This window comes from Mesorhizobium loti, from assembly GCA_014189435.1.
Classification (GTDB): Bacteria; Pseudomonadota; Alphaproteobacteria; order Rhizobiales; family Rhizobiaceae; genus Mesorhizobium; species Mesorhizobium loti_G.
Genome location: CP050293.1, coordinates 934,297 through 960,594, shown reverse-complemented (window position 1 = coordinate 960,594; position 26,298 = coordinate 934,297). Strand labels below are relative to the sequence as shown.

Genomic DNA, 26,298 nt, shown 5'->3' with positions numbered 1-26,298 from the left:
TCGCTACGACGGCGGCAGATAATTCACTTGAGGTGGAACCATGCAAAACAGGCGCAGTGCGCTTATCCGCGTATCGTCAATTCTGGCCGGGTCTCTGTTGGCCATCGCCCTGGGCGCCGCCCAGGCGCAGGCCGACCAGATCAAGCTCGGCTTCATCGGGCCGCTCTCCGGCGGCAACGCCCAGCAGGGTCTCGGCGCCCGCAACGGCTTCCTGCTCGCCATCGAGCAGGCCAATGCCAGCGGCTACCCGCATGAGGTGGAAGGCGTCGTGCTCGATGACGCCTCCGATCCGGCTGTCGGCGTTTCGGCGGCGCAGAAGCTGGTCAACGATCCCGCAGTGGTCGCGGCAACCGGACATTGGAACAGCTCGGTCGCACTGGCGACCATCCCGGTCTTCAACCGCTCGCAGATGCCGTTCATCGTCTGGGGCGCGGTCAGCCCGAAGATCACCGAACAGAATTTCCCGAACGTGACCCGCGTGACACCGACGCTGGTCAACGAGAACAAGCCGCTGGCCGAGGCCATCGCCAAACAAGGCAAGATCAAGAAGATCGCGATCATCTCGGACACCACCGATTACGGCGCGGCCAACACCAAATGGTTCGGCGATTTCTTCAAGGCGGCCGGCGGCGAGATCGTTTCTGCCGATGCCGCGGCTGTCGGCACGACCGATTTCCGCGCCATGCTGACCACCGCGAAGGCAGCGTCGCCTGACGCGGTCTATTTCGGCGGCGTCGTCACAGAAGCAGCATTGGTGCGCAGCCAGATGGCCGACCTCGGCATGGGCAACCTGCCCATGTACGGAATTTCGGGCATCTACGATCCGAAGTTCATCGAGATCGCTGGCGCGGCGGCCGAAGGCACCATTGCCGGAACCCCAGCCGTCCAGTCGAACCCTAAGCTCGAGGAGTTCAACAAGGCCTATGAAACCAAGGCCTTTCCCGATCCTGCCGGCTCCTACGCCAAATATGCCTACGAGGCGACGCAGATCCTGCTCGAAGTCATCAAGGAAAAGGGCCTCGACGACAAGGAAGCGCTGAGCAAAGCCATTCGTGACATCCATCACGACGGCATTCTGGGAGACGTCTCGTTCGATGCGAACGGACAGACCAACATGGCCATCGAGATCGACATGTTCGTCGTGCGCAACGGCAAATGGGAGAAGATGTAACCATCTGACCGACGCCGCGCCGCTCCTGGCGCGCGGCGTCGATCACCTTCATCGCCGAGTTCGCAAAGACCTACGGAGCGCCCAGACCATGAATGACGAGGCCGGCCAGCGCGCACCTCGAAAGGCTGTCGAGATCAAGGGCGTCTCCAAGGTGTTCGGCACCTATCAGGCGCTGAAGCCCGTTTCCTTCGACATCTACGACAATGAGTTCTTCACGCTGCTCGGCCCGAGCGGCTGCGGCAAGACCACCCTGCTGCGCATGATCGCCGGTTTCGAACAGCCGACGGCGGGACAGATCTTCCTGCACGGCTCGGACATACAGGGACTGCCTCCGCACAAGCGACGGGTCAACACCGTCTTCCAGAGCTACGCCCTGTTTCCGCATATGAGCGTCGAACAGAACATCGGCTTCGGGCTCGAAAACCTTGGCTGGTCGAAAGATCGCCGCGACGCGCGCGTCGCCGACATGCTTCGCCTCGTCCATATGGAAGCCTTTGCCCAGCGCAAGCCGCAGCAAATGTCGGGCGGCCAGCGCCAGCGCGTCGCGCTCGCCCGCGCCCTGGCGCCAGAACCGGAAGTGCTGCTTCTCGACGAACCCCTCTCGGCACTCGACCTGAAGCTGCGCCAGGCCATGCGTGACGAACTGCGCATCCTGCAGCGCAAGACCGGTATCACCTTCGTCTTCGTCACCCATGACCAGGAAGAAGCGCTCGACATGTCGGATCGCATCTGCGTTCTCGGCGATGGCGAGATCCAGCAGCTCGGCACGCCGGCGGCGATCTACGAGGAGCCGTCGAACCGCTTCGTCGCCGACTTCATCGGCGAGACCAACTTCCTCGACGCTGAGGTGATTGCCGTGGACGGCGAGCAGGCAACCGTGAAGACGCAGCTCGGCATGACCTTGACGGCCTCGCACAAGAAAGCGGTCGCCGGCCAGAAAGCCTTCATCTCGATACGTCCGGAAAAAATCAGCCTGCCCGCCCAGGACAACCCGATCGCCGTCGATGGCACGATCATGAGCACCAACTATCTCGGCGGCTACACATACTATCTGATTGAAGCGGGCGGCACCAAGCTGCGCATTTCCAAGCGCAACAGCGTCAGCCGCGGCCAGATGTTCGAGATCGGGCAGTCGGTAAAAGTCGGCTTTGCCGCCGAATCCGTGCGGATCCTCGGCGCATGAAGCCATCCAGCAAGAATCCGAACTGGAACATCCTCGGTCTGCTGCCGGCCCATCTCATCATGCTGCTGACGCTGATCATCCCGATCGGCATCATCATCGTCGTGTCGTTCTCGACGCGCGGGCCATACGGCGGGTTCGAATATGCGTTCACCACCGCGCCCTACAAGCAGTTGCTGTTCAACGACGGCTGGACCGGCGAACTGGAGTTCAATCCGCAATATCTCATCGTCGTTGCCAGGACGCTGCTCCTGTCGGCGGTGACGACCTCGATCTGCCTGCTTCTGAGCTTTCCGGTCGCCTACTTCATCGCGCTGCAGCGGCCGGCGATCAAAGTCCTGCTGATCTATCTCGTCACGCTGCCATTCTGGGTTTCGATGATCGTGCGCGTCTATTCCTGGATCATCATCCTCGGCAAGGACGGTGTCATCGAAAAGACCCTTCGCGGTCTCGGCCTCGTCGATCAGATGGACTCCCTGCTGTTCGGCAACACCGCCATGCTGCTTGGTCTCGTCTACAGCTACATTCCGCTGATGATCCTGCCGATCTTCGCCTCGATCGAGAAACTCGACCCCGCGCTCATCGAGGCGTCGCATGATCTCTACGGCAACCGCTTCACCACATTGCGGCGCGTTATCCTGCCCCTCACCCGCCCCGGCATGATCGCCGGGGCGATCCTGGTGTTCGTTCCGAGCCTTGGCGCGGTGCTGGAGCCGACCCTGCTCGGCGGCGGCAAGACGATGATGATGGGCAATCTCATCCAGCTGCAGTTCGGTGGCGCCCGCAACTGGCCGCTCGGCGCCGCAATCGCCATCGTGCTGATGGCCGCGGTCATGGTCTTCCTGATCTTCCAGGGTCTGCGCTCGATGCGCAGCGAAGGGCTGGAGCGCGCCGCATGAGCCCGGACAATGACGTCAGACGCTATCCGGGCTTCGGTCTCTTCAGCGTGGTCTTCTTCGCCTATCTCTATTTGCCCATCGCCGTCGTGGTGTTCTACTCCTTCAATGCGAACCGGATCGTCTCCAATTGGGGCGGCTTCTCCTTGCACTGGTACGCCACCGCTTTGTCCAACGCGAACCTGATGACGGCGGTGAAGACCTCCCTGCTCGTCGCCGCGATCGCCACCGTCGCCTCGACGCTTGTCGCGTTGATGGCGGCATTGGTGCTGGTGCGGGGCCGCAATGTCAGATTCCGCCGCATCTCCGAAGCGGTGGTGAACCTGCCGCTGCTCCTGCCCGAAATCGTCGTGGCGGTCGCGGTTCTGATCCTCTTCTCCGAGGTCGGGCTCGCCAACGGCATGGTGAAACTGATGATCGCGCACACGACCTTCTGCATCCCGTTCGCCTTCCTGCCGATACGCGCGCGCCTGCAGGGGATGGACCTCGATCTGGAGGAAGCGGCCCGCGATCTCTATGCAACCGGCTGGGTCGCCTTTCGTCGCGTCACGTTGCCGCTCATCCTGCCGGGCGTCTTTGCCGGCGCGATGCTCGCCTTCGTCATCTCGATGGACGATTTCATCACCAGCAACCTGTTGAATTCCGGCGGCGCCACCACACTGCCGGTCTACATTTTCTCCCTGATCAAGCAGGGCGTGTCGCCGCAGCTCAACGCAATCTCGACCCTGATCATGGTCGTTTCGGTGGTGCTGGCGACCATGGCCTTCCTGCTCCAGCGGCGGCAGTAGCAGCGGCCTGGTTTTTCCTAATCAGGGCGTCGGGCAATTCGAATTTATCGCACCCGGTGGTTTGTTATCGTCCCCTCGGGAGAACAACAAACAGGGGAATGACATGTCGACAAGAACCAAAATTGCAGCGCTCGCCATGGCCGGCGCCGTGAGCCTCGCCTTCAGCCTGCCGGCTCTGGCCGAGGGCAACCTGGCCATCTACGCATGGGCCGATTCCATCTCGCCCGAGATGGTCGCAAAATTCGAGAAGGAAACCGGCATCAAGGTCACGGTCGACGCCTTCTCCTCCAACGAGGACCTGCTGACCAAGCTGCAGGCCGGCTCGTCGGGCTACGACATCGTTACGCCTTCGCAGCATTTCGTGAAAATCATGATCGACAGCGGGCTGCTCGAGGATTTCGGCGCCAGCTCGATGGCAGCCTACAGCCAGGTCCTGCCGGACTGGCAGAAGCCGTGGTGGGATCCGACCGGCAATCATTCGGTGCCGCTCGCCTTCGGCAATGCCGGCTACACCGTCAACCGCGACCTCTACAAGGGCCCGGTCGACAGCTGGAAGACCTATTTCGAGCCGCCGGCGGAACTGCATGGCAAGATTGCCAGCCTGGCGCAGCCCGACGAAGTCATTCCGGCCGCCGAGAACTATCTCGGCATCAAATATTGCAGCGAAGACCCGCAAGAGATGAAGCGCGTGCTCGATCTCCTGCTGGCGCAGAAGCCATTCGTCGCAGCCTATTCCAGCGACAACATCGAAAACCGCATCGGCAGCGGCGAGGTTGCCGCCCATTTCTGGTGGGACGGCAACACCATGCGGCTTCGCCGCAACGACAAGGCCAATGTCGAATACGCGATGCCGAAGGAAGGTCTGGTTGGCTGGCTGGATTCCTATGTCGTGCCGAAGGGCGCGGCCAATATTGAAAACGCCAAGAAGTTCATCGACTTCATGGCCCAGATCGACAATGCGACGGCGCAATACAACTATTACGGCCACTCTTCGCCGGTGAAGATCGACGAGAGCAAGGCGCTCTACAACAAGGAAAACGCCCCGGAGCTGTTCCCGACCGTTCCCGTCAAGATGGGCCAGGCCTGCTCGCCGGCGGCGCAGGAACTCGTCACCAAGGTCTGGACGCAGCTTCTGCAGTGAGCCGCTCAGCCGGGGCGCGCGCCGCCCCGGCATCTGTTTTCAATGAGGCTGGCCATGCAGACCGAAAATCCTGAGTACGACTACATTGTCATCGGCGCCGGCTCGGCCGGTTGCGTCCTGGCCAATCGTCTGAGCGCCAACCCGTCCAGCAAAGTGTGCCTGATCGAGGCCGGCGGCAGCGACAATCATCTGCGGGTCAAGGTGCCTGCCGGCATCCTCTCGCTCTACGGCAATCCGAACTATGACTACTGCTATGTCGGCGTGCCTCAGCCCAACCTCAACGGCCGCAGCATTCCGGTCAACCGCGGCAAGGCGCTGGGCGGTTCGAGCTCGATCAACTCGATGGTCTATATCAGGGGCGCCGCGCAGGACTATGACGAGTGGTCGCGGCTCGGCTGCGCAGGCTGGGCGTTCAGCGACGTGCTCCCCGTCTTCAAGAAGCTCGAGCGCAACCTGCTTGGCCAGGATCCGCGCTACCACGGCACCAGCGGGGAGTTGCTGGTCGACAACCCGCGCGATCCCAACGTGCTGTCGTCTATGTTCGTCAAGGCCGGCAACAATGCCGGCCTTCCGGCCAACACCGACTTCAATGCCGAAAGCCAGTTCGGCCTCGGCATCTACAATGTCACGCAGGATCGCGGCCAGCGCTTCAGCAGTTTCACCGCCTTCATGCGCCCCGTGCTCGATCGCAAGAATCTCACGATCTTGAGCGAATGCGAGGTCATCGACCTCACGATCGCCGAAGGGCGCGCGACAGGCGCGCGTGTGCGGCACAAGGGCGAACACAAGACGCTGTCTGCCCGCCGTGAGATCGTGCTTTCGGCCGGCGCGATCAATTCACCGAAGATCCTGCTGGCGTCCGGCATCGGCGCCGCGGCCGAGTTGCAGGCGATCGGCATTGAGCCGATTGTCGACCTGCCGGGCGTGGGCAAGAACCTGCAGGACCATGTCGACGGCATGATCACGGTTCGCTCCTCAAGCACCAGGACGCTCGGCCTGTCGCTGCCCAACCTGCCCCGCGTGCTGGCGGCGCCCTTCCAGTATTTTGGTGGCCGCAAGGGCATGCTCACCACCAACTATGTCGAGGCCGGCGGCTTCGCGAAGACGAAATACGCGGACGGCATCGCCGACGTCCAGTTCCATTTCGTGCCCGGCTATCGCAGCCATCGCGGCAGGCTGGTGGAATACGGCCATGGCTATGCCATCCACACCTGCGTGCTCAGGCCCAAAAGCGGCGGCGAACTCAAGCTGTCAGGCCAGGCATCGGGCCGGGATGTGCTGATCGATCATCGCTTCTTCTCAAACGAGGAGGACGCCAGGGTGCTGGTCGAAGGCATCAAGATCGCGCGCCAGATCTTTGCCGCATCCGAGTTCGACGCGATCAGGGGCACCGAGATGCTGCCGGGCAAGGATGTCCGCAGCGATGACGAGATCCTCGCCTATCTGCGCGCCGAAGCGTTGACCGTCTATCACCCCGTGGGGACCTGCAAGATGGGGACGGACGCGATGGCCGTCGTCGATCCGGCAACGCTGAAGGTGCGCGGCATCAGTGGCTTGCGGGTCGCGGATGCGTCCGTGATGCCGAAGCTGATCGGCGGCAACACCAATGCGCCGAGCATGATGATCGGACAGCGGGCCGCGGACATGATCCTGAGCCAGGGATCGTCGCGGTAGCGGAATTCCAGGAAAAGCGCGCAGGGGCCTTTCAGTCGCTGGGCTCACTCTTCCCTGAAAGCACGCTGTATCTGATCGGCCAGCGGCTTTACGAGATAGGACAGCATGGTGCGGCTGCCGGTCGAGAAGAACGCTTCGACGGGCATGCCCGGCGCCAGGGTCAGGCCTTTCAGTTTTTTCAGCTCCGTGCGCGGCAGGCTGACGCGAACCGTGTAGAAAGCCGCGCCGCTTCGCTCGTCGACGCTGAGATCGGCGGAGATTTCGCTGACGCTGCCATTCAGTTCCGGTGTCACGCGCTGATTGAACGCCGAGAGCTTCAGCGCCACGTCCTGACCGAGCGAGAGCTGATCGATGTCCTGCGGCGCGATGCGGGCCTCGACCGTCAGATCGTCGGCCACCGGCACCACGAGCATGATCACCTCACCCGGCGAAATGACGCCGCCGACCGTATGGACAGCAAGCTGGTGAACCACGCCATCCTGCGGACTGCGGATATCGATGCGTTTGAGCTGGTCTTCGGCTGACACCTTGCGTTCGACGAATTCGGATATTTTCCCCTGGACATCGCGAAGCTCGGTTGCAACCTCGCTGCGCAGATCCTGGTCGACCTGGATGATCTGCAACCGGGTCTCGGCGATCCGGCCTCTCGCTTGTGCAATCGATGCGGTCAGTTGCCCGTGTTCGCCATCGAGCCGAACCGCGTCACGCTCCAGCGCCGTCATGCGGTCGATCGAGACGAGCTTCTTGAGCCAGAGCGTGCGGATGCTGTCCAGTTCAGTGCCGATCAGTTTTATTTCCTGGCTCTTGGCCTCCCGTTGTTCGGTGAGCCCCGAGGCCTCCTCGGCAAGCTGCGCGATGCGTTCCTCCAACTGAGCCTTCTGCCCGGCGCGAGCCTGCCGGCGAAACTCGAACAGCGACTGTTCGCCGGCCATGGCGCGCGCAACGGCGGTGTCATCCCGCCGCGAGATCAGCGAGGTTGGGAAGGCGATGTCGGCATGGTCGTCACGCTCGGCTTCGAGACGGGCCAGCCGAGCCTCGAATTCATCGAGGCCCTTGGTGACGATCGCCAGATTGGCGCGGGTGACGGTCTCGTCGAGACGGATCAGCACCTGGCCGGATTTCACGGCATCGCCTTCGCGCGCCAGAATGGCGCCGACGACGCCACCGGTGGGATGCTGCACCTTCTTGACGGCGGAATCGACGACCAGCTTTCCCGGTGCGATCACGGCGCCTGAAAGCTCGGTGACCGCCGCCAGGCTGCCCGCGCCTCCGACGAGAAGGACGCAGGCCGCCACGCCGCCAAGCAAATAGCGCCGGATGGTCCGGTCGATGGTTGGGACCACAGCCATCAGGATGCGCTCTCCTCGGGTGCGGACACGACTTTCAACGGTACGCCACCCGGCCGGGTGACCTTGTTCAAGACTTCGTTCTTCGGCCCAAAGGCCTGGACGCGGCCATTCGCCATCACCAGAACCTGATCGAGGCTTGCCAGCGCGCTCGGCCGATGCGCGACCACGACGGCGATGCCGCCGCGCGCGCGAACCCCCTGGATGGCTTCCGTCAAGGCGGCCTCGCCTTCGGCATCGAGATTGGAATTCGGCTCGTCGAGGATGACGAGGAAGGGGTCGCCATAGAGCGCCCGTGCCAGCGCCACCCTTTGCCGCTGGCCAGCCGAAAGCGCCGAACCGGCTTCACCGATGCGCGTCTCGTAGCCCTCCGGCAAATGCACGACGAGATCGTGAACGCCGGCTGCCCGGGCGGCCGACAAGATCTTGTCCGAAGCGGCCTGAGGTTCGAAACGCGCGATGTTTTCGGCGATGGTGCCGTCGAACAACTGCACATCCTGAGGCAGATAACCGATATGACTGCCGAGCTCTTCCGGCGACCACTGGTCGAGCGTTGCTCCGTCCAGCCTCACGGTTCCACGCATGGGGAGCCATATCCCGGCAATCGCGCGGACCAGTGACGACTTGCCCGAGGCACTCGGACCGACGATGCCGAGCCCGGCGCCCTTCTCCAGCGCAAAGCTGGCATCCTGGACGACAACGCGGCGCTCGCCCGGCGGCGTGACGCTGATGGCTTCGACCTTAAGGGTGGATGTCGGCGCCGGCAGGTCGACACTGGTTGCGGTTTCGGGGAGCAGGGCCAACAACTGGGTCAGCCGGGCCCAGGCCTGGCGGGCATTGACGAAGCCTTTCCAGTGCGCGATCGCCAGTTCGATCGGCGCCAACGCCCGGCCCATCATGATCGAGCTGGCGATCATGATGCCGCCTGTCGCCTCTTGATGGATGACGAGCCAGGCGCCGATCGCCAATATGCCGGACTGCAGCATCATGCGCAGGATCTTCGAGACCGTTCCCAGCGTGCCGGCCAGATCGCTGGCTTTCGCGTTGGTGTCGAGATAGTCGGCGTTGATGCCGGACCAACGCTCGGCGATACGCGAACCAAAGCCCATCGCCTGCAGAACCTCGACATTGCGGCGCGTGGCCTCCGCAAGCGTGTTGCGGGCAGCGGCCTGGCTGTTGGCTCTTTTGGCGGGCTCGCGTGTGCGGGCCTCGGCAAACAAGGTCAGGCCGAACAGAATGACGGCGCCGGCCAGTGCCGTCATGCCGATCCAGAAATGGAAGAGGAAACATATGCCGAGGTAGAGCGGCATCCACGGCAGGTCGAAAAGCGCTGTTGGGCCGACGCTCGACAGAAATGACCGGACCTGATCGAGATCGCGCAGCGACTGCAAGCCATCGCCCGCGAGCTTGGTACGCAAAGGCAGGCGCATAAGGGCGGCATAGACCTGGCCGCTCATGCGCGCGTCCAGCGCCATGCCGATGCGCACAAGCAAACGCGACCGGATGAGCTCGAGCACACCCTGGAAGACGAACAGCGTGCCGGCAAACACCGCCAGCCCGACCAGCGTCGGCACGCTGCGGCCGGGAATGACGCGATCATAGACCTGCAGCATGAAGAACGAGCCGGTCAGCGCCAGGATGTTGACCACGCCGCTCATCAGCGCGATGCCGGAAAAGGCACGGCGAAACGAAGCCAGAACCGCCGCCAGGGTTGTTCGCGGCGGTTCTGAAGGGCGGGACTGCGGCATCGCGTTCAATTGCATTCCAGTTCAGGCATCAGGCGGCGATGAACTGGAAGTCGTCCTGGTGAAGGTTCGCCAACGCGACATTCTTCAAGGTCAGGACATTGCTTGCGTCATGCGTGATCACCGTGTCGGCGCCGACCTGCGCGGCCGCGGCGAGGACCGAGGCGAAGTCGTCGAAGACGGTGTCGGCGAACTGGATGATATCTGGAGAAGCGGCTCCGGCGGTAAAGTCCGTGATGGTATCCACCCCAAAATCCGCGCGGAAGACAAACGTGTCGTTGCCCGATCCACCCGAGAGCAGATCCTGTCCGCCCCGCCCCTCGATGATATCGTTGCCCTGACCGCCGAACAGGCTGTTGGCGGACGCATTTCCGAGAAGGATATCATCGGATGCAGTACCTGTGACGTATCTGATGTTCGTCAGCGTCTGCGTTTCGGTCAGAGCGAACACGGTATCGCTCAAAGGGAAGGTGCCGGAATAGTGCACCACCTGGGCGCCAGGCTGGGCGATCGCATCTTGCAGTGTCGCGGTCGACGACAGTACCTGGCTGGTGACGACCACGTCGAAATCGCCGAGGCGGTTCGAATAATCCGCCCTGTTGAAAATGACGATTTCTTCAATCGTGGCCATTCGACCAAGATCGACCTGCCACCATTCGCCGACGTTGGCCGTTCCGGTGTGGGTCACGGAATTGTGGTTGAAATTTCCATCCGTGTTGCCATCGTTAGCACGGCTGGCATCGCCTCCCCAGCCGGTGGTCTTCTGGCTGGCCGTACCGGTCAGGGCGACATTTTGCCCGTTTTCGAACAGTTGTACCTCGGCCAGAGAGAGATAGTTGCCATTGGTCTGGTAGAGGCGAACGTATTGGCCAACCATGGCAGGATTGTTCACGACTGCGGTTTGAAGTGCCAGATCGACGGATACCGAACCCGAATTGGAGGAATAGCTGACAGTCGTACTAACCTGTTCAAGCAAATCCGCTCTCGTCCAGATCGTCCCATCGGCGAAGACGACCTTGTCTACACCTTGGCCATAGTAATCATTGAGGCTGTCTTTGAGCAGGACCGAACCGCCATCACCGGCACCCGGCGCGCTTTCGGCAATCACCACTGTCACGTCATTGCCGTTGCGAACCAGGCTCACGGCCGAAGGATTGATGTCGCTGAATACCAATTGGTCGTTAGAGCCGCCGTTGGTTCCCTCGGTGATGGTATCCTTGCCATCGCCACGGGCGTAGACATAGGTGTCGTCACCGCCAGCGCCGCTGAGCGTGTCGTTGCCTGCTTTGCCTACCAACCGATCATTGCCGGAAGTGCCGGAAATCGTTTCGGCATTGACCGTGCCATGGATCGACGCGAGACCTGTAAGGATACCGTCCAGACTCCAGTCATTGCCACCCAGGACAGAGCCGTCGTCAAAGACGATCTTTTCGACGCCGCCTTCCTGATCGAGTTGATTGTCCAGCGTGATTGTTTGACCGGTAGCCAGAACGCGCAGGACAACATCGGACAGATCGTTATACGGCCGTTCGAAGCGGACATCCGTCTGGTTGATGCCGTCCAGAATGAGTGTGTCGACATCGGTGCCGGTGGCAACCTCGTTGATCACATCGTTACCGTCACCCAGTGTGTAGGTGTAGCTGTCGTTGCCTGTCTGGCCGACCAGCACGTCATCGCCAAGACCGGCCCGAACGTCGTCGTTGCCGGCAGTTCCGGTGATCGTCTCATTGCCTGCCCCGCCACCGACATGGTCGATATGGGCATTCATATCCGCCCTGGTCCAGATCGTGCCATCGGCGAAGACGATCCTTTCCACACCCTGGTAGGAAGCGTCCTCAAGGCTGTTCTTCAGCAGCACCGAGCCGCCGTCACCGGCACCCGGGGCACTCTCGGCGATCACCACCGTCACGTCGTTGCCGTTGCGTACCAATGAGACAGCAGCCGCATTGATGTCGCTGAACACCAGTTGGTCGTTGGCGCCGTTCCAGGTGTACTCGGTGATGGTGTCGTTGCCGCCGCCGCGGGCGTAGCGGAATGTATCGTTGCCCGCAAATCCCACCAGGACGTCGTCGGCTGTTGTGCTGGTCAGCAGCATGTCGCGCCACTGGGCACGAGCCCAGGTGGTGCCGTTGGCGAAGACGATGGTCTCCACACCCTGATAGGAGGCGTCCTCGAGGCTGTCCTTCAGCAGCACCGAGCCGCCGTCACCGGCACCGGGGGCACTCTCGGCAATCACCACCGTCACGTCGTTGCCGTTGCGCATCAATGAGACGGCAACCGGATTGATGTCGGTGAACACCAGCCGGTCGTTGCTGCCGTTCCACGCATTCTCGGTGATGATGTCGTTGCCGTCGCCACGGGTGTAGACATAAGCGTCATCACCGCCGGCCCCGTTCAGCACGTCATTGCCAGCCTCGCCCTCGATCGTGTCGGCAGTGTTGAAGCCGGCGAAGTTGTCATTGCCGGTCGTGCCGGCCTGATCGAGCAGCGCGACCCGGATATCGGCCCGGGTCCAGGTGGTGCCATTGGCGAAGACGATGGTCTCCACACCCTGATAGGAGGCGTCGTCGAGGCTGTTCTTCAACACCACCGAGCCGGCATCACCCGCACCGGTGGCACTCTCGGCGATCACCAGAGTGACGTCGTTGCCATTGCGCACCAATGAGACGGCAGCCGGATTGATGTCACCGAACACCAGCTTGTCGTTCGAGCCGTTCCAGGCATCCTCGGTGATGGTGTCGTTGCCATCGCCACGGGCGTACAAGTAGGTGTCGTCGCCGCCCGCCCCGTTGATGACGTCGTTGCCTTTCCCTCCGTGCATTATTCCGGAAGCGATCGTGCCGACCAGAACGTCATCGCCATCCGTCGCGGAATCGGACACCGACATTTGCCGGAGAATGTCGGCATTCCAGGTGACGCCATTGTCGAACTCGATGGTTTCAATGCCATACTGGTCGTAGTGGAAGACGCCATTTTGAGAACCCGTAACAGTGAGGCTGCTCGCGTCGCCGGCACCGGGAGCGCTTTCGGCTATCTGAAGCACAAGACTGCCGTTCAGGCGTGAGAAGCTGATTTTCGCCGGATCGACATTGTGCAAGCGGATCCGATCGTTCGAGCCCGTTTCGACTGATGTCTCGAAGATGGCATCATTGCCGTCGCCGCGCGTATAGTCGTACAGATCATTGCCCAAATAGCCGTCGAGCGTGTCGTTACCCAATCCTCCCGACAATGCATCATTGCCCGATCGCCCGTCGAGAACATCGTCACCCGCGCCGCCAACGAGCTGGTTGTCAGCGCCATCGCCATGGATCTCGTCGTTGAACGCCGTTCCGGTGATGTTTTCGAGCCCTCGCAAAGTGGCCACAAGCCGCAAGGTTCCGACCTGCAGCGACGGACCATCGCTTGTCTTCGCCTCGCCCTCGTTTTCGACGAGATCGACGTGGATGGCTGCGCCAAAATTCGCGAATGTCGCCGTATCGGTACCTGCTCCACCGTCGAGAGCGTCGACATCGCCGGGATCGGCAATGGTCAAGGCGAGCGTGTCATTGCCGATATCGCCGAAAATCAGGTCGGCGCCACCCTTTCCGTCGATGAAATCGTTGCCGCGACCACCTTCGATCCGCTGATCAAAGTATGAACCGATGATCGTTTCGTCACCGGTACCCCCTGCAAAGAAGGCGGAGCCTTCCTGAGCCCAGAAGCGTATGTCTTCACGGTTCCAGACGGTACCGTTGGCAAACTCGAAGCGCTCAAGACCTCGACCCATATTTGGCCGGCCCCAGAAAGCCCCTTCATCGGTTATTCTCTGCCCTGTGGGCACAATCGTAATGTAAAGATTGTATCCGTCCGTGGAGAGCGCGACATCTCCTGGATTGATTCCGTTCAATACCAGCGTGTCGGTTTCCTCGAGCGAACGCGATCCATCCACAATCAGATCGTTTCCGTCGCCCAAGCCGTAAATATAGGTATCACTTCCGTTCATGTACCCTGGATTATAGGCTTGCCAACTTTGAGGAGCGGAAACGATAATGTCGTCGCCGATACCGCCAACAAAAGTATCGTCCATGGTATCTTGGCTGCTTTGGAGCGTGTCGTTCGTATCGGTTCCCCGGTACCAGGCTTTGGCCAGCATCGCTGCACGGTCCCATGCCGCGCCATCCGCGAATTCGATACGGTCGATGCCGTGATTCGTACTGCTAAAATTCCAGTAGAACCGTGCGTTCGTGATGGTCTGGCCGGTGACCAGGTCTTTGATGAGAAGATCGTCGCCAGCTCTTGAAAGTTCGACGTCGTTGGAATCAATGTCGATCAACCGCAGCGTGTCGACCTCGGTGGTCGAGTGAGAGCCATCGACGACGAAATCGTTTCCGTCACCGTGGCGGTAAATGAATGTATCGCTGCCATTGCTGAGGCCCCGATCCCATATCTGCCAATACGAAGGGGCGGAAGCAATGACGTCATCCCCCTGCCCGCCATCGAAGGTCTGGTTCCAAACATCGTCGCTTTGGAGAAAATCCCGTGAGCTTGTGCCGCGCAGCCAGGTCGCCTCGGCATGCGACCGCATCTGCGCCCGGTTCCAACTAATGCCGTTGGCGAATTCGATTCGATCGATGCCCGAGCCCGTCGTCCCATCGGCATAGAAAAAATCCTCGCTGGTGATCGTTTCGTTCGTCTCCAGCATCCGTATGACAAGGCTGGTGCCGTTGAAGGACAACTCCACCTGGTCCGGATTGATGTCGGACAAAACCAGCCGGTCTATTTCCGTGAGCGATGCAGCGGAGTCGGAGATAACATCGTTTCCATCCCCCAGGGCGTAAAGGAAAGTATCGTTTCCGGTATCGCTGCCGTTAAACACCGTTCCACGAACGATCCCGGCCTGGATGAAATCGTCGCCCTTGCCGCCGTCGAATATGTCATCCTCGGTGCCCCAGTCCTGCAGCGTGTCCGAGCCGTCTCCGCCAATCAGGTGATCGGTTCCAGCTCCGCCTATCAGTACGTCGTTTCCTTTGCCGCCATAGAGGAGATCGTTGCCATTGCCGCCATTGAGGTAATCGTTGCCGTGGGCGCCTGGAAGAGCAGTAACCCAGACACTCTCATAGGCAGCAAGCGGCTCATCGCCGAAGAGTAGATCATTGCCGTCGCCGCCCAAGATCGAATCATTGCCTCTGCCGCCGACGATTGTGTCACTGCCGCTAAGGCCATTGACTGAATTGTGGCCATCGATAATCCCGGCATACCATGCCCGGTCCATGGATATGACATCGTCGTAGTTTTCGCCGAGATCGAAGCCAGTGATGGCGTCGTGAGGGCCTACCACAGGGGTCCCAAACATTGCCCCCTGATTCCCAAACTCATCCGTAAAATAAGCCCAATCAAGACTCCCGTTTTCAGCGTAATGATACGTCTTTACGAAATGGCGACCAAGATAGTCCTCGCCTGTCTTTTGGAAAATCTGCTCCCTGTTGAGCGTGGTTCCACCGGCAAATGTGATCTGCTCGACACCATATGCCGTCGCTGCCCAATCCTCTACAAGATTGTCCGTATATGCAAAGAAATTGCCGACAGAGATGACTTCGCCAGAGGACCCCACGGTTATCTGCAGGCTATCTCCGTTATACGAAAATTCTACATCGCTGACATAGACATCCGAAAGAATAAGCTTGTCGACGTCAGAAGGATTGTTGACGTTGTCAGCAATATAGTCGCTACCATCCCCTTTTTTCCACACGTATGTGTCAGCTCCGGCACCGCCATCCATGGCGTCGTCGCCGTGGCCGCTGGTGAAGGTATCATTGAGTGCCGAACCGGAAAGGCCGTTGGCCTTGCCGTCCCCGCGGATCCAAGCCTCCTTGACGATCGTCTGCCGGTCCCACACCGCACCGCTTGCAAACTGTATCCTGTCGATACCCCAGCCATGATCGCTCCAGTCGTTCAACTGGCCGGGAGCGCCGCTCTGGTAGAAGAACATCTTGTCGGTGATGACTTCACCGGTCGCCAGGATCTTGATGGTCAGCGCGTTGCCGACACGTGACAGCTCGACATCGGACGGCATCATGTTGGCCAGGACAAGCCTGTCGATCTCCGTCTTGACGCCGCTGGTGTCGTTGATGACGTCGAACCCGTCACCCGCGGCATAGAGGATCGTGTCGTTGCCGGCGCCGATCCTGATTTCGTCGTCGCCCTTGCCGCCCTGCAGAACGTCGTTGAGCGCTGAGTCCTGAACGAGGTTGTCGCGGCCATCGCCGACAGTGGTTGTGTGGCTGCGGATCGCCTCGCGGTCCATCAACGAACCATCGGCAAAGCGTATCTGGTCGATGCCGAGATTCTTCGTGCCCCAGTTGGCGAAGAAATCCTCCGAGACGATCTTCTCGGTCGAGCCCGAAATCTTCAAGATCAGATCGTTGCCGATCCGTTCGAAGGTGAGGTCCGTTGCCGCCAGATTGGTGAGCAGCAAGGTGTCTTTTTCAACCAGCGACGTCGAGCTGTCGCGGATGTAGTCGGTGCCGTCGCCGCGCGTATAGACAAACAGGTCGCTGCCGGCTCCGGAGACCAACAGATCGTCGCCCTTGCCGCCGACAAACACATTGTCGCCATCGGTACGGACCATGCCGTCGGCACTATCCGTTCCAAGCGCTGCTGTTCCGTCGGCGATTTCCGTGGCGATCAGCCGAAGGTCGTGATCGGCGATCGTCGAGAGCACGGTGTTGGCCGTCGTCAGATAGGCGGCGCGATCACCCTCGAAGGCAGCCGACACCACCCCCTCCAGCCCGGCGATCGTCTTGACGAGATAACTTGCCGCCGCCCCGGTCGCCTCCGGCATCATCCCCTTGATGAGGTCGAGCACCATGCCGACATTGCCGGGCGTTTCCGGCGGCTCGGTGCCCGTCGGCCATTCATGCCGGAAGTCGAGCAAGGCATAGAAGAAATAGGGGCTTTCCAGAGCGCCCAGCAAATCGCCGCCTCTGGCGATCGTGCTCCCGGCCGTCTGAGCCAGGAAGGCCGTCAGCATGACGTCGACGATCTGGTCGAAGCTGGCTTCGATGTTGGCCCCGAACTGTTGCGTCGTCGGCGAGGTCGAGAGCTGCTGACCTATATAGAGTTCCTTGTATCCGACGCCGAAGAACTTCTCGACAAAGGCCAGATGCTGGGCGTCGACATACTGCCCGCGCGCGCCCTCGGCGATCCCGTTCACGGACGCCCAGCGCAGCAGCAGATCCTCGAAGGCAGAACGCAACTGCTCCGGCGACAGTGTCGCCGCGGCATCGGTCAGCGCAGTCCAGTCTGCCTTGAACGCGGCATCCTGCGTCGCCATCCAGGCGATCGAATTGATCTGGCCGGACCCCGGCAATTGCGGCAGCTTGTCGACACCTTCGGCCGGCGTGAAGTTGGGCGTGTTGTCGGCGCGCGTGTCCTGACGGTCGGTCTGGAAATAGATGGTCTGCGCGGTGCCGGTCGTGCCGTTCGCCCGCGTGAACAAGGCTTCGTAGCCGACATCATGGCCGGAGTTGGTGCCAACAACATCGGTTCGTGTCAGCGCGATCGAGACGATGCCGGCCTCGGCCAGCGTCATCATCTCGCCGGCGTCTGACACACCATCCTGATCGAGGTCCTGCCAGACCCTGAGCGTGCTGAACACCGCATCGGACGCATCGATCTTGCCGTCGCCATTGGTGTCGAAAGTCTCCAGAACGGCAAAGCCGTCCTGCGTGGACGAGCCGAAGAGTTCGGACACACCGTCGACGGCGCCGTTTCCGTTGGCATCGACAACCAGAATACCGTCATCCGCCGACACCCAGCCGGTGCGCTCGGCAAAGCCGTCGCCGTCATAGTCGAAATGGACCGTGGAGCCATCGAGCGGGGAAAGGTGGATGCCGTCGCCGTTGAGATCAAGGATAAGGGGGTCGTGGAAGATGTTCAGGAGAGGAGAGCCAAATAAATCAAAAAAGCTATAGAACAAACTACCGGAAAACACCGGGAAATCCGCAAACTGGTCGAATAAGTCATCAAAAAAACCAAGCGAGTATCCAAAAAAATCGGTAATTCCGTCCCAATGGTCGTACAAAATTTCGCCAGCAGTATAGAATAATGGCAATGAAGCTATAATAGGCCAGCTCGGAAAAAAGACAACGAGAGCGGCAGCTCCGATTGCGGTCGCCACCATCCCCCAGCCCATTCGATGCACCAGCGCTAGGCTACCATCTATATCTCCAGCATCGATCGCATTGTTAATTTTGATAATGTCTACGGCAACGGAACCGGCGAGCCCCAAGGAACCCGAGACCAGGGAAAGCCGCCCCAACGCCGTCGATACAACTGCACGCTGCGCGGCGGTCGGCGATGCCACAAAATCAACAATGTGGTCCGCAGCAGTTGCCAGAATATCTACAACATCCGCAGTTAACGTGAAGAAATTGATGACGTCAACAGGAACGTTACCGTCTGGAAAATTGTCATTTATGTAATCTTGCTGCCATCCTGTAAAGCTGGCGGTATTTATTTCAGGCACCTTTATCACCCCTAGATCCACCAAAAACATACAATACAGACAGGAAAAGCAATACTACTATTACTCTAACGTCAATCGCTTCAGATGCCTTAATCAATACGGTCGAAGATATCACGTAAAATACCGTTGCCGTTACGTTGACGACAACAGTTCTTTGTTTCCACGTGACAATTATGCAGACTACAATAGTCATTGCAGTAAATGCGAGTAGGTAATCCAAATCAAGCGTTATGCCAAGAATTAACGCCGCTAAAAAAACCGCAACCCACAGTAAAATAACCAATAAATTCAAAGTTTTATTTGTCATTTACGCACAGCAAACCCGCTCGACGCAGTAGCCTGAATAGCAAACAAAGCAAGGAGCCGCCACGATTCACAGGCCGAACCTGCATGGCAGAATCTTCGGAAGCGACACCTTCGATATATCCATGGCGAGCAAGCCCTCTCGCGTTACCACACACAGAGACGACTATGCCAAGCGTGGCGCCCGACACCATGAAACTCTCCGCCGCTTTTCCGGGTTTGAGGCGATGATCGCCGCACTACCCCCGCAAGCAAAATCGGTAACACATCCGTGATGGCCTGTTAAGAGCCCGTGAAGAAACGGGTTAAGAAAATCTTCGCTTTATTCATAAGGAGAATCTAATTTACACTTTGATGTATTGTACATGTATGGATAGTACTCGTATCGGCACGATGGAGCCAGACAACTCCCAACCGAGCCAAGTATTTATGCGGCCTGGCGTCAGCACGGCTATTGGCGCCCCAAAGGGCAGCGGTCTGCCGGATATTTATGCCGAAGGCTGTCGGACAACTCCAGCCTGATTGGCAGTGATGATCGAACCTGGCGAACGGCCGCAGGCCCTCAAGACAACAAAGCTGTGACTAATCGGCCTGCCGTGCTTTCGCAAATATCCGCATCACATCGGCATCTGTAGTAATCTCACCTTGAAAACCTCGGCCGAGAATCAGCCGGGGTGGCGGGCGGCTGGTTGTGGCGACACTCAACGCGCAGGTTCTGGATTTCCTCGACTGGTGGCTCGATGAGCTGCGAGGGGTCTGGACGCGGATTGTTCCCAGGCAAAAGCAATCTTCCACCAGCGACTGGATCGTCACCCTGGCGGATGACGGCATCCGTGCCCGCGAGGCCAATGCGCCGGAGTTCCAATCGATCCCGTTGGCGCTCACCGCATCCTCGGACGAGGTTCTGGCGCTTCTCCAGGGCGGGCCTCGGCGCAAGCGGCCGACCTTCGATATCCGGGTCCTGCCCGGGCTGTTCCTGACCCGGCAACTGGCGGCGCGGCGGCTGCCGCTTCGCCAGGCCCGGGACATGGCCGAGCTCGACCTTCTGGCCACCACGCCGATCGACCCGGCGCAGGTGCATGTCGTCTTCGCCAGGCACGCTGAACAGGACTGCCGCTACCATGTCGTCAAGGCGAAGACGCTTGCCGCCGTGTCGGACGCGGTGCGCCGGGCCGGCGGGTCCGTCCGCAGCCTGTCGCTGTCGCAACCGGACAGCACGCTGCGGGCCGATCCGCTCAGCCTCGCCGCCATCTGGCCACCGACGGCCCGCGACCGGCGCGGCAGAACCGCCTGGGTCGCGGCCTGTTCGGTGCTGGCCGGAGCGGTGCTGGTCACCTTTGCCCATGCGCATTGGCGCAGTTGGCAGGCAGGGGCGGACCTTGACGCGCAGATCGCCGATGCGCAGGTGCTGGCCAAGGCGGCACGCAGCTCGCTGCAGAAGCGCCAGGCCGGCATCGAGCAGATCGAAAAAATCCGCCAGGAAAAGAAGACCACGGCGTCGCTGGTTCGCGTCTGGGCCGAGCTGACGCACCTGCTTCCCGACACGGCCTGGCTGACCGATCTTTCCGCCAAGGGCGACGACCTGACCATTACAGGGTTTTCAGCCTCCGCCGCCGAACTGATCCAGCCGCTCGACGCCTCGCCGCTGTTTTCGGCGCCCGAATTCGCCGCGCCCGTGGTCAGGGTTCCCGGCCAGGACGGCGAGCACTTCACCATTTCGGCAAAGATCGGAGCGCTCTGACGATGCTCTCCGCCATCCTCGACACAAGGCCGCTGGTCCGTCGCCTGATCGCCTTGGCCCTTGCAGCGGTGACGGCCTGTATCTTGGCCTGGGTGGCGTTCGCGGCGCTCGACAGCGTCGCCTCGGCGCAAGCCGGGATCGAGGAAAAGCGCGAGCTTCTCGGCCAGCTGCAGAGCGTGGCGGCCCTGGCCAAGCGCCTCGATAGCGCCGCCAGCCCGGTGGTCGCCGCAAATCCCGAGTTCCTCACCGGCGAGAGCGAAGCGATCATTCGCGGCGGGCTGCAAAAGCGGCTGAATGCGATCGCCGTCGCCAACGGGGTCAGCGTGCTGTCGGCCGGCAATGCACCGGTGCTCAGCGAAGCCGGCGTCGATTTCATCGGCCTGCGGGCCAACCTTTCGGGGCCGCTGGAAGGCATTCACAACGCCGTCCTCGCCATCGAAACCTCGCTGCCGGTGCTGTTCATTCGCGAGGCCACGCTGCGCACGACCGATGTCGGACCGGCTGCAGGACGGACCGGCGATCCCGAGATCTTTGCCGAGATCCTGTTTTACGGCCCGCTGCAAACGCAAGCCGCGCCGCCACCCGGTGGGGTCAAGCCATGACCCGGAAATTCGCCAGCCTGGCGATCGCGGCCATGATTGCGGGCCTCGTCCTGGTCAATGTCGCGCTCTACAGCACGCCGGTCGACACCACGCCGGTCGCCTCCGGGAAAGGGCATGACGGCGCATTGGCATCAGCGGCGGGATCGCTACAGTTTCCCGAAGCCGGCGATTTCAGCGAGACGTTCCAGCGTCCGCTGTTCACGCCGACCCGCCGGAAAATCGTGCCGCCGCCGGCAGCGCCGCAGCCGGTGGAGGTTGCCGTCGCACCCGCCGAGCAGCCGGTACCGCCGCCCGAAGCCGCACCGGCCGCTGCGCCATCGCTTCTGGGCATCAGCAGAAGCGGCGGTGCGGCAAAGGCGCTGCTGCGCGTCGCCGGCAGCGACGCGGCTGTCTGGTACGGCAATGGCGAGACCGTCGATGGCTGGAAGGTGTCGGCGATCGACAAGGATCAGGCCGTGCTCGAGCGGGATGGCAAGGTGGCGCGCATCCTGCTTTATCCGCCGTGGAAGAACCTCCCGCCACCACCACCGCCCCCGCCACCTCCGCCGGTCCCGGAATTATGAGCGACCGCACCTCTCACGACAGGGCAAGCGCAGGCGACGAAAGCGCAAGCAGCGGCTTTTCGCTGGTCGCCGTGCTGGTGTTCATGCTGATCGTCTCAGCGATCGTCGTTCCCTTTGCCGTGACGGCGAAGACGCGGCTGATGATCGCCAACAACGAGGTCGAGCAGGAGCGCCTGTCGCTGCTTGCCGAGGGCCTGGGCAATGTGGTCGCGAGCGAATTGACCGGCGGCTCGGGGACGAAGACATTTGCGCTGGATTCCACGCCGGCGGCGTGCCGGTCGGGTGCGTTCAGTTTCGATGTGCGCGTCCAGGATCATGGCGGGCTGATCGATCTCAATGCCGCCGACGACCATTTGCTGGCGCTCGGTTTTGCGTCGCTCGGCTTCGAGCAGCAGGCGTCGCAAGCGCTGGCCGAGGCCGCGATCCGGTTTCGTGACAACGCCAAGCTGTTCGCCGGCCAGCCCCGGCCCAGAAGCGCCGTCGGGCCGCCGCAAGACAAGCAGGCGCCGTTCGAATCGGTGTCTGAGCTGCAGGAATTCTCGGCACTTGCGTCGGTGCCGCTGCAGGCCCTCCATGCCGCCTTCACGGTCAACTCGAAGCGCGGCACGATCAGCGCCGATCGTGCGCCGAGCCGTCTTCGCGCGGCTCTTGCCACCGGTTCCAGCGCCGCGGTCGTTCAGGCGGCCGAGGCATCGGCCTACACGGTCGACGTGGTCGTCAGACGCGACGGATCCGGGATCACGGGCGAAGCCGGGTTCATCATCGAGAAATCTCCGGTCAGCGACACGGCATTCTGGCGCGTCTCGCGAAGCCCGGCGCGTGACGCCGGCACATTGCCGGCAGTCGCCGGCAGTGCCGGCTGCGAGGTGCTTTTCGGCACCGAGGCGGCACAGCTCCTGCAGGGGTGGAGCTCATGAACGCTCCCGTCCAGCCCCAGGGAATAGAGGCGTTTCTGGCCTTTCTCGAGGGCGAGAAGGTGCTGACCGCGCACGCGGCCCAACGCGCCTTGGGAGCATCGCGGACGTCAGGACACCCGTTCGATACGGTGATGACCGAACTCGGGCTGATCGGCGAGCAGGAGCTTGCCAACAGCCTCAGCCGCTATCTCCAGGCACCGACGCCGGTCGAGATTCCCGAACAGGTCAGCCCCGAAATGCTGGCAAGCGTGCCGCTGGTCTATCTCAGGGAAAACGCCATCCTGCCGCTGCGGATGGATGCCGAGCGGCTGGTTGTCGCCGTCGCCGATCCGTTCTCCTCGGCAACCATCGACGCGCTCGCCTTTCACTATGAGCGGACACTGGCGCTGCGTATCTTGCCAAGGCGCACGATCACCGAATGCATCGATCGCATCGAGCAATCGGCCCTGGCGGCCGTTTCAAATGGCGGCGGCGGTGGCGAGATCCTGGACTTCGGCCCCGACGACCTCGAACGGTTGAAGGATTTTGCCCGCGAGGCGCCGATCGTCCGCTTCGTCGCAGAGACCATCCACAAGGCGGTCGATGCAAGGGCCACCGACATCCACATCGAGCCACTCGAAGATCACGTTCGCATCCGCTTCAGGCATGACGGCATGCTGTCCACCGTCGACACAGCATCGATTGCGATGCTGTCCGGCATCTCCACCCGCATCAAGATCCTGTCGCGGCTCAACATTGCCGAACGGCGCTTGCCGCAGGATGGACGCATGCGCATCGCCGTGCGCGGCCGCGACGTCGACTTGCGCGTCTCGGTCATTCCGTCGATTCACGGCGAAGCCATCGTGCTTCGAATTCTTGACCGCGCCGGCGTCGAATTGAAGCTGGAGAAACTGGGTTTCGACGGTGCCGCGCAAGCCAAGATCCGCTCCATGTCGCAAGCCGCCAACGGCATCGTGCTGATCACCGGGCCGACCGGCAGCGGCAAGACGACGACGCTGTATTCCATACTCGCCGAGCGTTCGCGGCCGGACGTCAAGATCTTCACCGTCGAGGACCCGGTCGAATACCGGATGGCGGGCATCACCCAGCTGCAGGTCAACCCGGCGATCGACCTCGACTTTGCCGCCGCGCTGCGTTCGATCCTGCGGCAGGACCCCGACATCATCCTGCTCGGTGAAATTCGCGATCGCGAGACGGCGCAGGTCGCGGTCCAGGCGGCCCTGACCGGCCACCTGGTGTTTTCGACACTCCACACCAACAGTGCCGCGGGCGCGCTGACGCGGCTTCGCGACATGGGCATCGACGGCTACCTGCTCGGCGCGACGATCAGGGGCGTCATCGCACAGCGGCTGTTGCGCCGTATCTGCCCGACCTGCCACGGCGCGGAACAGACCGGTCCGGCCTGCCGCACCTGCAATGGCTCCGGCTACAGCGGGCGCACGGTGACCTACGAAATGCTGCAGGTGTCGCCGCGCATCGCCGAGCTTATCGACCAGGGTGCCGGCGAGATGGAGATCGGCCGGATTGCCGCCGAGGACGACCTCGTGCCGATGTCGGCCCACGCGACAGCCCTTGCCCGATCACAGGTCACCACGATGGACGAGGTCCGGCGTGTCATCGATCTCGCGGGAGGCGGCTGATGCCGGCCTTTGCCTATCGCGCCTATCTCGTCGACGGCAGCACCGAGACCGGCGTTCTCGATGCGTCGACCAAGCAGGACGCGGCGCGCAAACTGGCGCAGCAGGGCCGCCGTTCCTATCATCTTGCGCCTGTGAACAGCGACAAGCAGCAGCTTCGCCTGCCGGGGCGCAGCGCGCTGACGTTTACCCGCAGGGTCGATCTCGGTCGGCTGTTTTCAGAGCTTTCGGTGCTTCTGAACGCCGGTTTCACCGTCGACCGCGCCTTGCATGCGGTTATTTCAGGCGAAGCCAACGGTCAGCGGCGCCAGCAGCTGCAATCGGTACTCGATCTGACGACCGGCGGTCGGCCGATCGCCGAAGCCTTTGCCGGCCTGCCGGGCATCACCTCCGACGTTGCCGCTCTGCTCGCCAGCGGCGAGCGCAGCGGCAAGATGGCCTATATATGCCAGCGGCTGGCGGACACGTATGAGGCAACGGCCAAGCGCCGTGCGGCAATCATCGAGGCCCTGGCCTATCCCGCCTTCCTGCTGCTGGTCATGAGCGGGGCGCTGGTCATCCTGGCGACGGTCCTGGTGCCGGCCCTGGAACCGATCTTCGAGGGCTCATCCGCCCCAAAACCGTTCACCATGACCATGCTTTCAGCATTCGGCACGGTGTTCCGCGACTATCCGTTCGTGTTCCCGCTGGCGGCGGTCCTCAGCCTGCTTGCCTGGCTTTTCCTGTCCCGGTCCACCGGTGCCAGAAAACGCCTCTCGCATTGGCTGTTGAAGATCCCGCTGATCGGCGCGCTGGTCAGGGATGCGGTGATCGCGCGCTATCTGGAAACGCTTGCGCTGTTGCTCGGCAATGGCGTGGCGATGACCGAGGCGCTTGGCCTGGCCGCCAACGTCTCCAGGCAGAGTTCACTGGCGGCAAGCTTTGCAGCGATCGAAGAAACCGTCGCCAATGGCGCGCGCCTGCATGGCGCGATCGTCAAGGCGGGGATTTTCGACAATGCGACGATGTCGCTGGTCTCGCTCGGCGAAGAGGCCAACGCCCTTCCCGTGGTGCTGGATCGGGCGGCGAAAATGCTTCAGCTGACGCTCACCCGACGCATCGACACGGTGCTAAAGCTGCTGACCCCGGCGCTGACGATTTCACTTGGTTTTCTCGTCGGCAGCCTGGTCATTTCGGTGATGACCACCATCCTCAGCATCAACGATCTGGCGCTGCAATGACAGCCGCGCCGAGAGCCGACGCGCCGGCACATGCAACGGCCGGATTCACCCTGGTCGAAATGCTGGTCGTGCTGGCGATCATGGCCCTCGTCGCGGCCATCGCAGCACCCGGGCTGGTCAGCAACTATCGCACCAAGAACCTGGAGACACTGGCCGGCGAGATCACCATGCGGCTGCGCCTGTCGCGCACGTCGGCGATCGCCACCGCCAGGCCGAAGCAGGTCGTCGTCGATCTCGGCGCCCGCGCCTTCCGTTTTGGCGAGCGGGACACGCTCACGCTGCCGGACGATGTCAAGATGACCGTGACCACTGGCCAAGAGACCATCATTGCCGACCGGCAGACGGTCTTGACCTTCCTTCCCGATGGCAGCGCTTCCGGCATGGACATCGCGCTCGAGCGAAAAGGGCGGACCGCGCGCATCGCGGTCAACTGGCTGACCGGGCTTTCAACCTGGCGCGCACTGCCATGACCGGGCTATCGCCCCAGCCCTCCCCCGAAGACGGATTTTCGATCCTGGAGATGATCGTCGCCATGACCATCCTGGCGCTGGTGCTGGGCATCGCCAGCCAGTCGATCGTGCTGGCGTCCCGCAGCATCACTGCTGCCAAGCGCCAGGTCGAAGCCGCCAGGACAGTTCGTGTGATGCTGGCAGATTACGAAGCCCGGGCGCAAACGACGGCGCAACCTGGCTGGACCCTGAAGACGCGCACGATAGAACTGTCGAAGGCGAAGGTGACTGCCGTGCTCATCGAGAAGGCGGGGGGAGCATTTCCAGGCCAGCCGTTTCTGACTTTCGTGCCCGTGCGGGAGCCGACCCCCAAATGAGCCTGTTCGCTCGCTCGAAGGTCCGCGCCGTCTGCCGGCAGG

At 61.7% G+C, this 26,298-nt stretch carries 18 protein-coding genes and 13 pseudogenes; 14 read left to right on the top strand and 17 right to left on the bottom strand.

Annotated features, from left to right (window positions below; genetic code table 11):
• Positions 1-40 precede the first annotated feature (40 nt).
• The 6 genes from HB777_04620 to HB777_04595 all read left to right on the top strand — a co-directional run bounded on the left by HB777_04620 (position 41) and on the right by HB777_04595 (position 6,850).
• Positions 41-1,171 (top strand): branched-chain amino acid ABC transporter substrate-binding protein, encoded by a 1,131-nt coding sequence (locus tag HB777_04620; protein QND63266.1) that lies wholly within the window; start codon positions 41-43, stop codon positions 1,169-1,171.
• Positions 1,095-2,354: an ABC transporter ATP-binding protein gene (locus HB777_04615; GenBank protein QND63265.1), complete on the top strand. Its 1,260-nt coding sequence runs from the start codon at positions 1,095-1,097 to the stop codon at positions 2,352-2,354. The genes HB777_04620 and HB777_04615 overlap by 77 nt, the downstream gene beginning before the upstream one ends.
• On the top strand, positions 2,351-3,250 hold the full coding sequence (locus tag HB777_04610; protein QND63264.1) for an ABC transporter permease: 900 nt from the start codon (positions 2,351-2,353) through the stop codon (positions 3,248-3,250). The genes HB777_04615 and HB777_04610 overlap by 4 nt, the downstream gene beginning before the upstream one ends.
• Entirely contained in the window at positions 3,247-4,035 is a 789-nt protein-coding gene (locus HB777_04605; protein ID QND63263.1) for an ABC transporter permease, read from the top strand. Before HB777_04610 ends, HB777_04605 begins: the two co-directional genes overlap by 4 nt.
• A 103-nt stretch (positions 4,036-4,138) precedes the next feature.
• Positions 4,139-5,176: an extracellular solute-binding protein gene (locus HB777_04600; GenBank protein QND63262.1), complete on the top strand. Its 1,038-nt coding sequence runs from the start codon at positions 4,139-4,141 to the stop codon at positions 5,174-5,176.
• A gap of 54 nt (positions 5,177-5,230) precedes the next feature.
• Positions 5,231-6,850, top strand: a complete 1,620-nt coding sequence (locus tag HB777_04595) for an alcohol dehydrogenase (protein QND63261.1) — start codon at positions 5,231-5,233, stop codon at positions 6,848-6,850.
• A gap of 44 nt (positions 6,851-6,894) precedes the next feature.
• Here HB777_04595 and HB777_04590 read toward each other — a convergent pair whose 3' ends face one another.
• The 17 genes and pseudogenes from HB777_04590 to HB777_04510 all read right to left on the bottom strand — a co-directional run bounded on the left by HB777_04590 (position 6,895) and on the right by HB777_04510 (position 18,754).
• Positions 6,895-8,199: an HlyD family type I secretion periplasmic adaptor subunit gene (locus HB777_04590; GenBank protein QND63260.1), complete on the bottom strand. Its 1,305-nt coding sequence runs from the start codon at positions 8,197-8,199 to the stop codon at positions 6,895-6,897.
• Positions 8,199-9,944, bottom strand: a complete 1,746-nt coding sequence (locus tag HB777_04585; protein QND63259.1) for a type I secretion system permease/ATPase — start codon at positions 9,942-9,944, stop codon at positions 8,199-8,201. Before HB777_04585 ends, HB777_04590 begins: the two co-directional genes overlap by 1 nt.
• Before the next feature lie 28 nt (positions 9,945-9,972).
• Complete coding sequence (locus HB777_04580) at positions 9,973-10,818, bottom strand: hypothetical protein (GenBank protein ID QND68651.1); 846 nt, start codon at positions 10,816-10,818, stop codon at positions 9,973-9,975.
• A 99-nt stretch (positions 10,819-10,917) separates the two neighbouring features.
• A pseudogene (locus HB777_04575) lies at positions 10,918-11,292 on the bottom strand (hypothetical protein).
• A 39-nt stretch (positions 11,293-11,331) separates the two neighbouring features.
• Positions 11,332-11,697, bottom strand: a pseudogene (locus HB777_04570) (hypothetical protein).
• Positions 11,698-11,709: 12 nt separating this feature from the next.
• Positions 11,710-12,036: pseudogene (locus HB777_04565) on the bottom strand (hypothetical protein).
• A 9-nt stretch (positions 12,037-12,045) separates the two neighbouring features.
• Positions 12,046-12,204, bottom strand: a pseudogene (locus HB777_04560) (hypothetical protein).
• 66 nt (positions 12,205-12,270) lie between these two features.
• Positions 12,271-12,531: pseudogene (locus HB777_04555) on the bottom strand (hypothetical protein).
• Positions 12,532-12,708: 177 nt separating this feature from the next.
• Positions 12,709-12,828 (bottom strand): annotated as a pseudogene (locus HB777_04550) (hypothetical protein).
• Positions 12,829-12,840: 12 nt separating this feature from the next.
• Positions 12,841-13,170 (bottom strand): annotated as a pseudogene (locus HB777_04545) (hypothetical protein).
• A 24-nt stretch (positions 13,171-13,194) separates the two neighbouring features.
• A pseudogene (locus tag HB777_04540) lies at positions 13,195-13,587 on the bottom strand (hypothetical protein).
• Positions 13,588-13,647: 60 nt separating this feature from the next.
• Positions 13,648-14,073 (bottom strand): annotated as a pseudogene (locus HB777_04535) (hypothetical protein).
• Positions 14,074-14,076: 3 nt separating this feature from the next.
• Positions 14,077-14,622 (bottom strand): annotated as a pseudogene (locus HB777_04530) (hypothetical protein).
• A gap of 252 nt (positions 14,623-14,874) precedes the next feature.
• Positions 14,875-15,273 (bottom strand): annotated as a pseudogene (locus HB777_04525) (hypothetical protein).
• 120 nt (positions 15,274-15,393) lie between these two features.
• Positions 15,394-15,996: pseudogene (locus HB777_04520) on the bottom strand (hypothetical protein).
• Between the two features lie 216 nt (positions 15,997-16,212).
• Positions 16,213-18,477, bottom strand: a pseudogene (locus HB777_04515) (hypothetical protein).
• Entirely contained in the window at positions 18,440-18,754 is a 315-nt protein-coding gene (locus HB777_04510; GenBank protein QND63258.1) for a hypothetical protein, read from the bottom strand. Before HB777_04510 ends, HB777_04515 begins: the two are co-directional and overlap by 38 nt.
• 687 nt (positions 18,755-19,441) lie before the next feature.
• Here HB777_04510 and HB777_04505 point away from each other — a divergent pair.
• The 8 genes from HB777_04505 to HB777_04470 are packed head-to-tail and all read left to right on the top strand — an operon-like array spanning position 19,442 to position 26,256.
• Complete coding sequence (locus HB777_04505) at positions 19,442-20,491, top strand: PilN domain-containing protein (GenBank protein QND63257.1); 1,050 nt, start codon at positions 19,442-19,444, stop codon at positions 20,489-20,491.
• Positions 20,492-20,493: 2 nt separating this feature from the next.
• Positions 20,494-21,093, top strand: coding sequence for a general secretion pathway protein GspM (locus HB777_04500; GenBank protein QND63256.1), 600 nt, complete (start codon positions 20,494-20,496; stop codon positions 21,091-21,093).
• Positions 21,090-21,656, top strand: a complete 567-nt coding sequence (locus tag HB777_04495; protein ID QND63255.1) for a hypothetical protein — start codon at positions 21,090-21,092, stop codon at positions 21,654-21,656. The genes HB777_04500 and HB777_04495 overlap by 4 nt, the downstream gene beginning before the upstream one ends.
• Positions 21,653-22,573 (top strand): general secretion pathway protein GspK, encoded by a 921-nt coding sequence (locus HB777_04490; protein ID QND63254.1) that lies wholly within the window; start codon positions 21,653-21,655, stop codon positions 22,571-22,573. The genes HB777_04495 and HB777_04490 overlap by 4 nt, the downstream gene beginning before the upstream one ends.
• Positions 22,570-24,213: a type II/IV secretion system protein gene (locus tag HB777_04485; GenBank protein QND63253.1), complete on the top strand. Its 1,644-nt coding sequence runs from the start codon at positions 22,570-22,572 to the stop codon at positions 24,211-24,213. The genes HB777_04490 and HB777_04485 overlap by 4 nt, the downstream gene beginning before the upstream one ends.
• Positions 24,213-25,430: a type II secretion system F family protein gene (locus HB777_04480; GenBank protein ID QND63252.1), complete on the top strand. Its 1,218-nt coding sequence runs from the start codon at positions 24,213-24,215 to the stop codon at positions 25,428-25,430. The genes HB777_04485 and HB777_04480 overlap by 1 nt, the downstream gene beginning before the upstream one ends.
• A complete protein-coding gene (locus HB777_04475; protein ID QND63251.1) occupies positions 25,427-25,900 on the top strand; it encodes a prepilin-type N-terminal cleavage/methylation domain-containing protein in 474 nt (157 codons plus the stop codon). Before HB777_04480 ends, HB777_04475 begins: the two co-directional genes overlap by 4 nt.
• Positions 25,897-26,256: a prepilin-type N-terminal cleavage/methylation domain-containing protein gene (locus HB777_04470; GenBank protein QND63250.1), complete on the top strand. Its 360-nt coding sequence runs from the start codon at positions 25,897-25,899 to the stop codon at positions 26,254-26,256. The genes HB777_04475 and HB777_04470 overlap by 4 nt, the downstream gene beginning before the upstream one ends.
• Positions 26,257-26,298: the final 42 nt, after the last annotated feature.

Coding starts and splice junctions, on each gene's coding strand:
- HB777_04620 (QND63266.1), top strand. CDS start 41: ATGCAAAACAGGCGCAGTGCGCTTATCCGCGTATCGTCAATTCTGGCC.
- HB777_04615 (QND63265.1), top strand. CDS start 1,095: ATGCGAACGGACAGACCAACATGGCCATCGAGATCGACATGTTCGTCG.
- HB777_04610 (QND63264.1), top strand. CDS start 2,351: ATGAAGCCATCCAGCAAGAATCCGAACTGGAACATCCTCGGTCTGCTG.
- HB777_04605 (QND63263.1), top strand. CDS start 3,247: ATGAGCCCGGACAATGACGTCAGACGCTATCCGGGCTTCGGTCTCTTC.
- HB777_04600 (QND63262.1), top strand. CDS start 4,139: ATGTCGACAAGAACCAAAATTGCAGCGCTCGCCATGGCCGGCGCCGTG.
- HB777_04595 (QND63261.1), top strand. CDS start 5,231: ATGCAGACCGAAAATCCTGAGTACGACTACATTGTCATCGGCGCCGGC.
- HB777_04590 (QND63260.1), bottom strand. CDS start 8,199: ATGGCTGTGGTCCCAACCATCGACCGGACCATCCGGCGCTATTTGCTT.
- HB777_04585 (QND63259.1), bottom strand. CDS start 9,944: ATGCCGCAGTCCCGCCCTTCAGAACCGCCGCGAACAACCCTGGCGGCG.
- HB777_04580 (QND68651.1), bottom strand. CDS start 10,818: ATGGTTGGCCAATACGTTCGCCTCTACCAGACCAATGGCAACTATCTC.
- HB777_04510 (QND63258.1), bottom strand. CDS start 18,754: ATGACAAATAAAACTTTGAATTTATTGGTTATTTTACTGTGGGTTGCG.
- HB777_04500 (QND63256.1), top strand. CDS start 20,494: ATGCTCTCCGCCATCCTCGACACAAGGCCGCTGGTCCGTCGCCTGATC.
- HB777_04495 (QND63255.1), top strand. CDS start 21,090: ATGACCCGGAAATTCGCCAGCCTGGCGATCGCGGCCATGATTGCGGGC.
- HB777_04490 (QND63254.1), top strand. CDS start 21,653: ATGAGCGACCGCACCTCTCACGACAGGGCAAGCGCAGGCGACGAAAGC.
- HB777_04485 (QND63253.1), top strand. CDS start 22,570: ATGAACGCTCCCGTCCAGCCCCAGGGAATAGAGGCGTTTCTGGCCTTT.
- HB777_04480 (QND63252.1), top strand. CDS start 24,213: ATGCCGGCCTTTGCCTATCGCGCCTATCTCGTCGACGGCAGCACCGAG.
- HB777_04475 (QND63251.1), top strand. CDS start 25,427: ATGACAGCCGCGCCGAGAGCCGACGCGCCGGCACATGCAACGGCCGGA.
- HB777_04470 (QND63250.1), top strand. CDS start 25,897: ATGACCGGGCTATCGCCCCAGCCCTCCCCCGAAGACGGATTTTCGATC.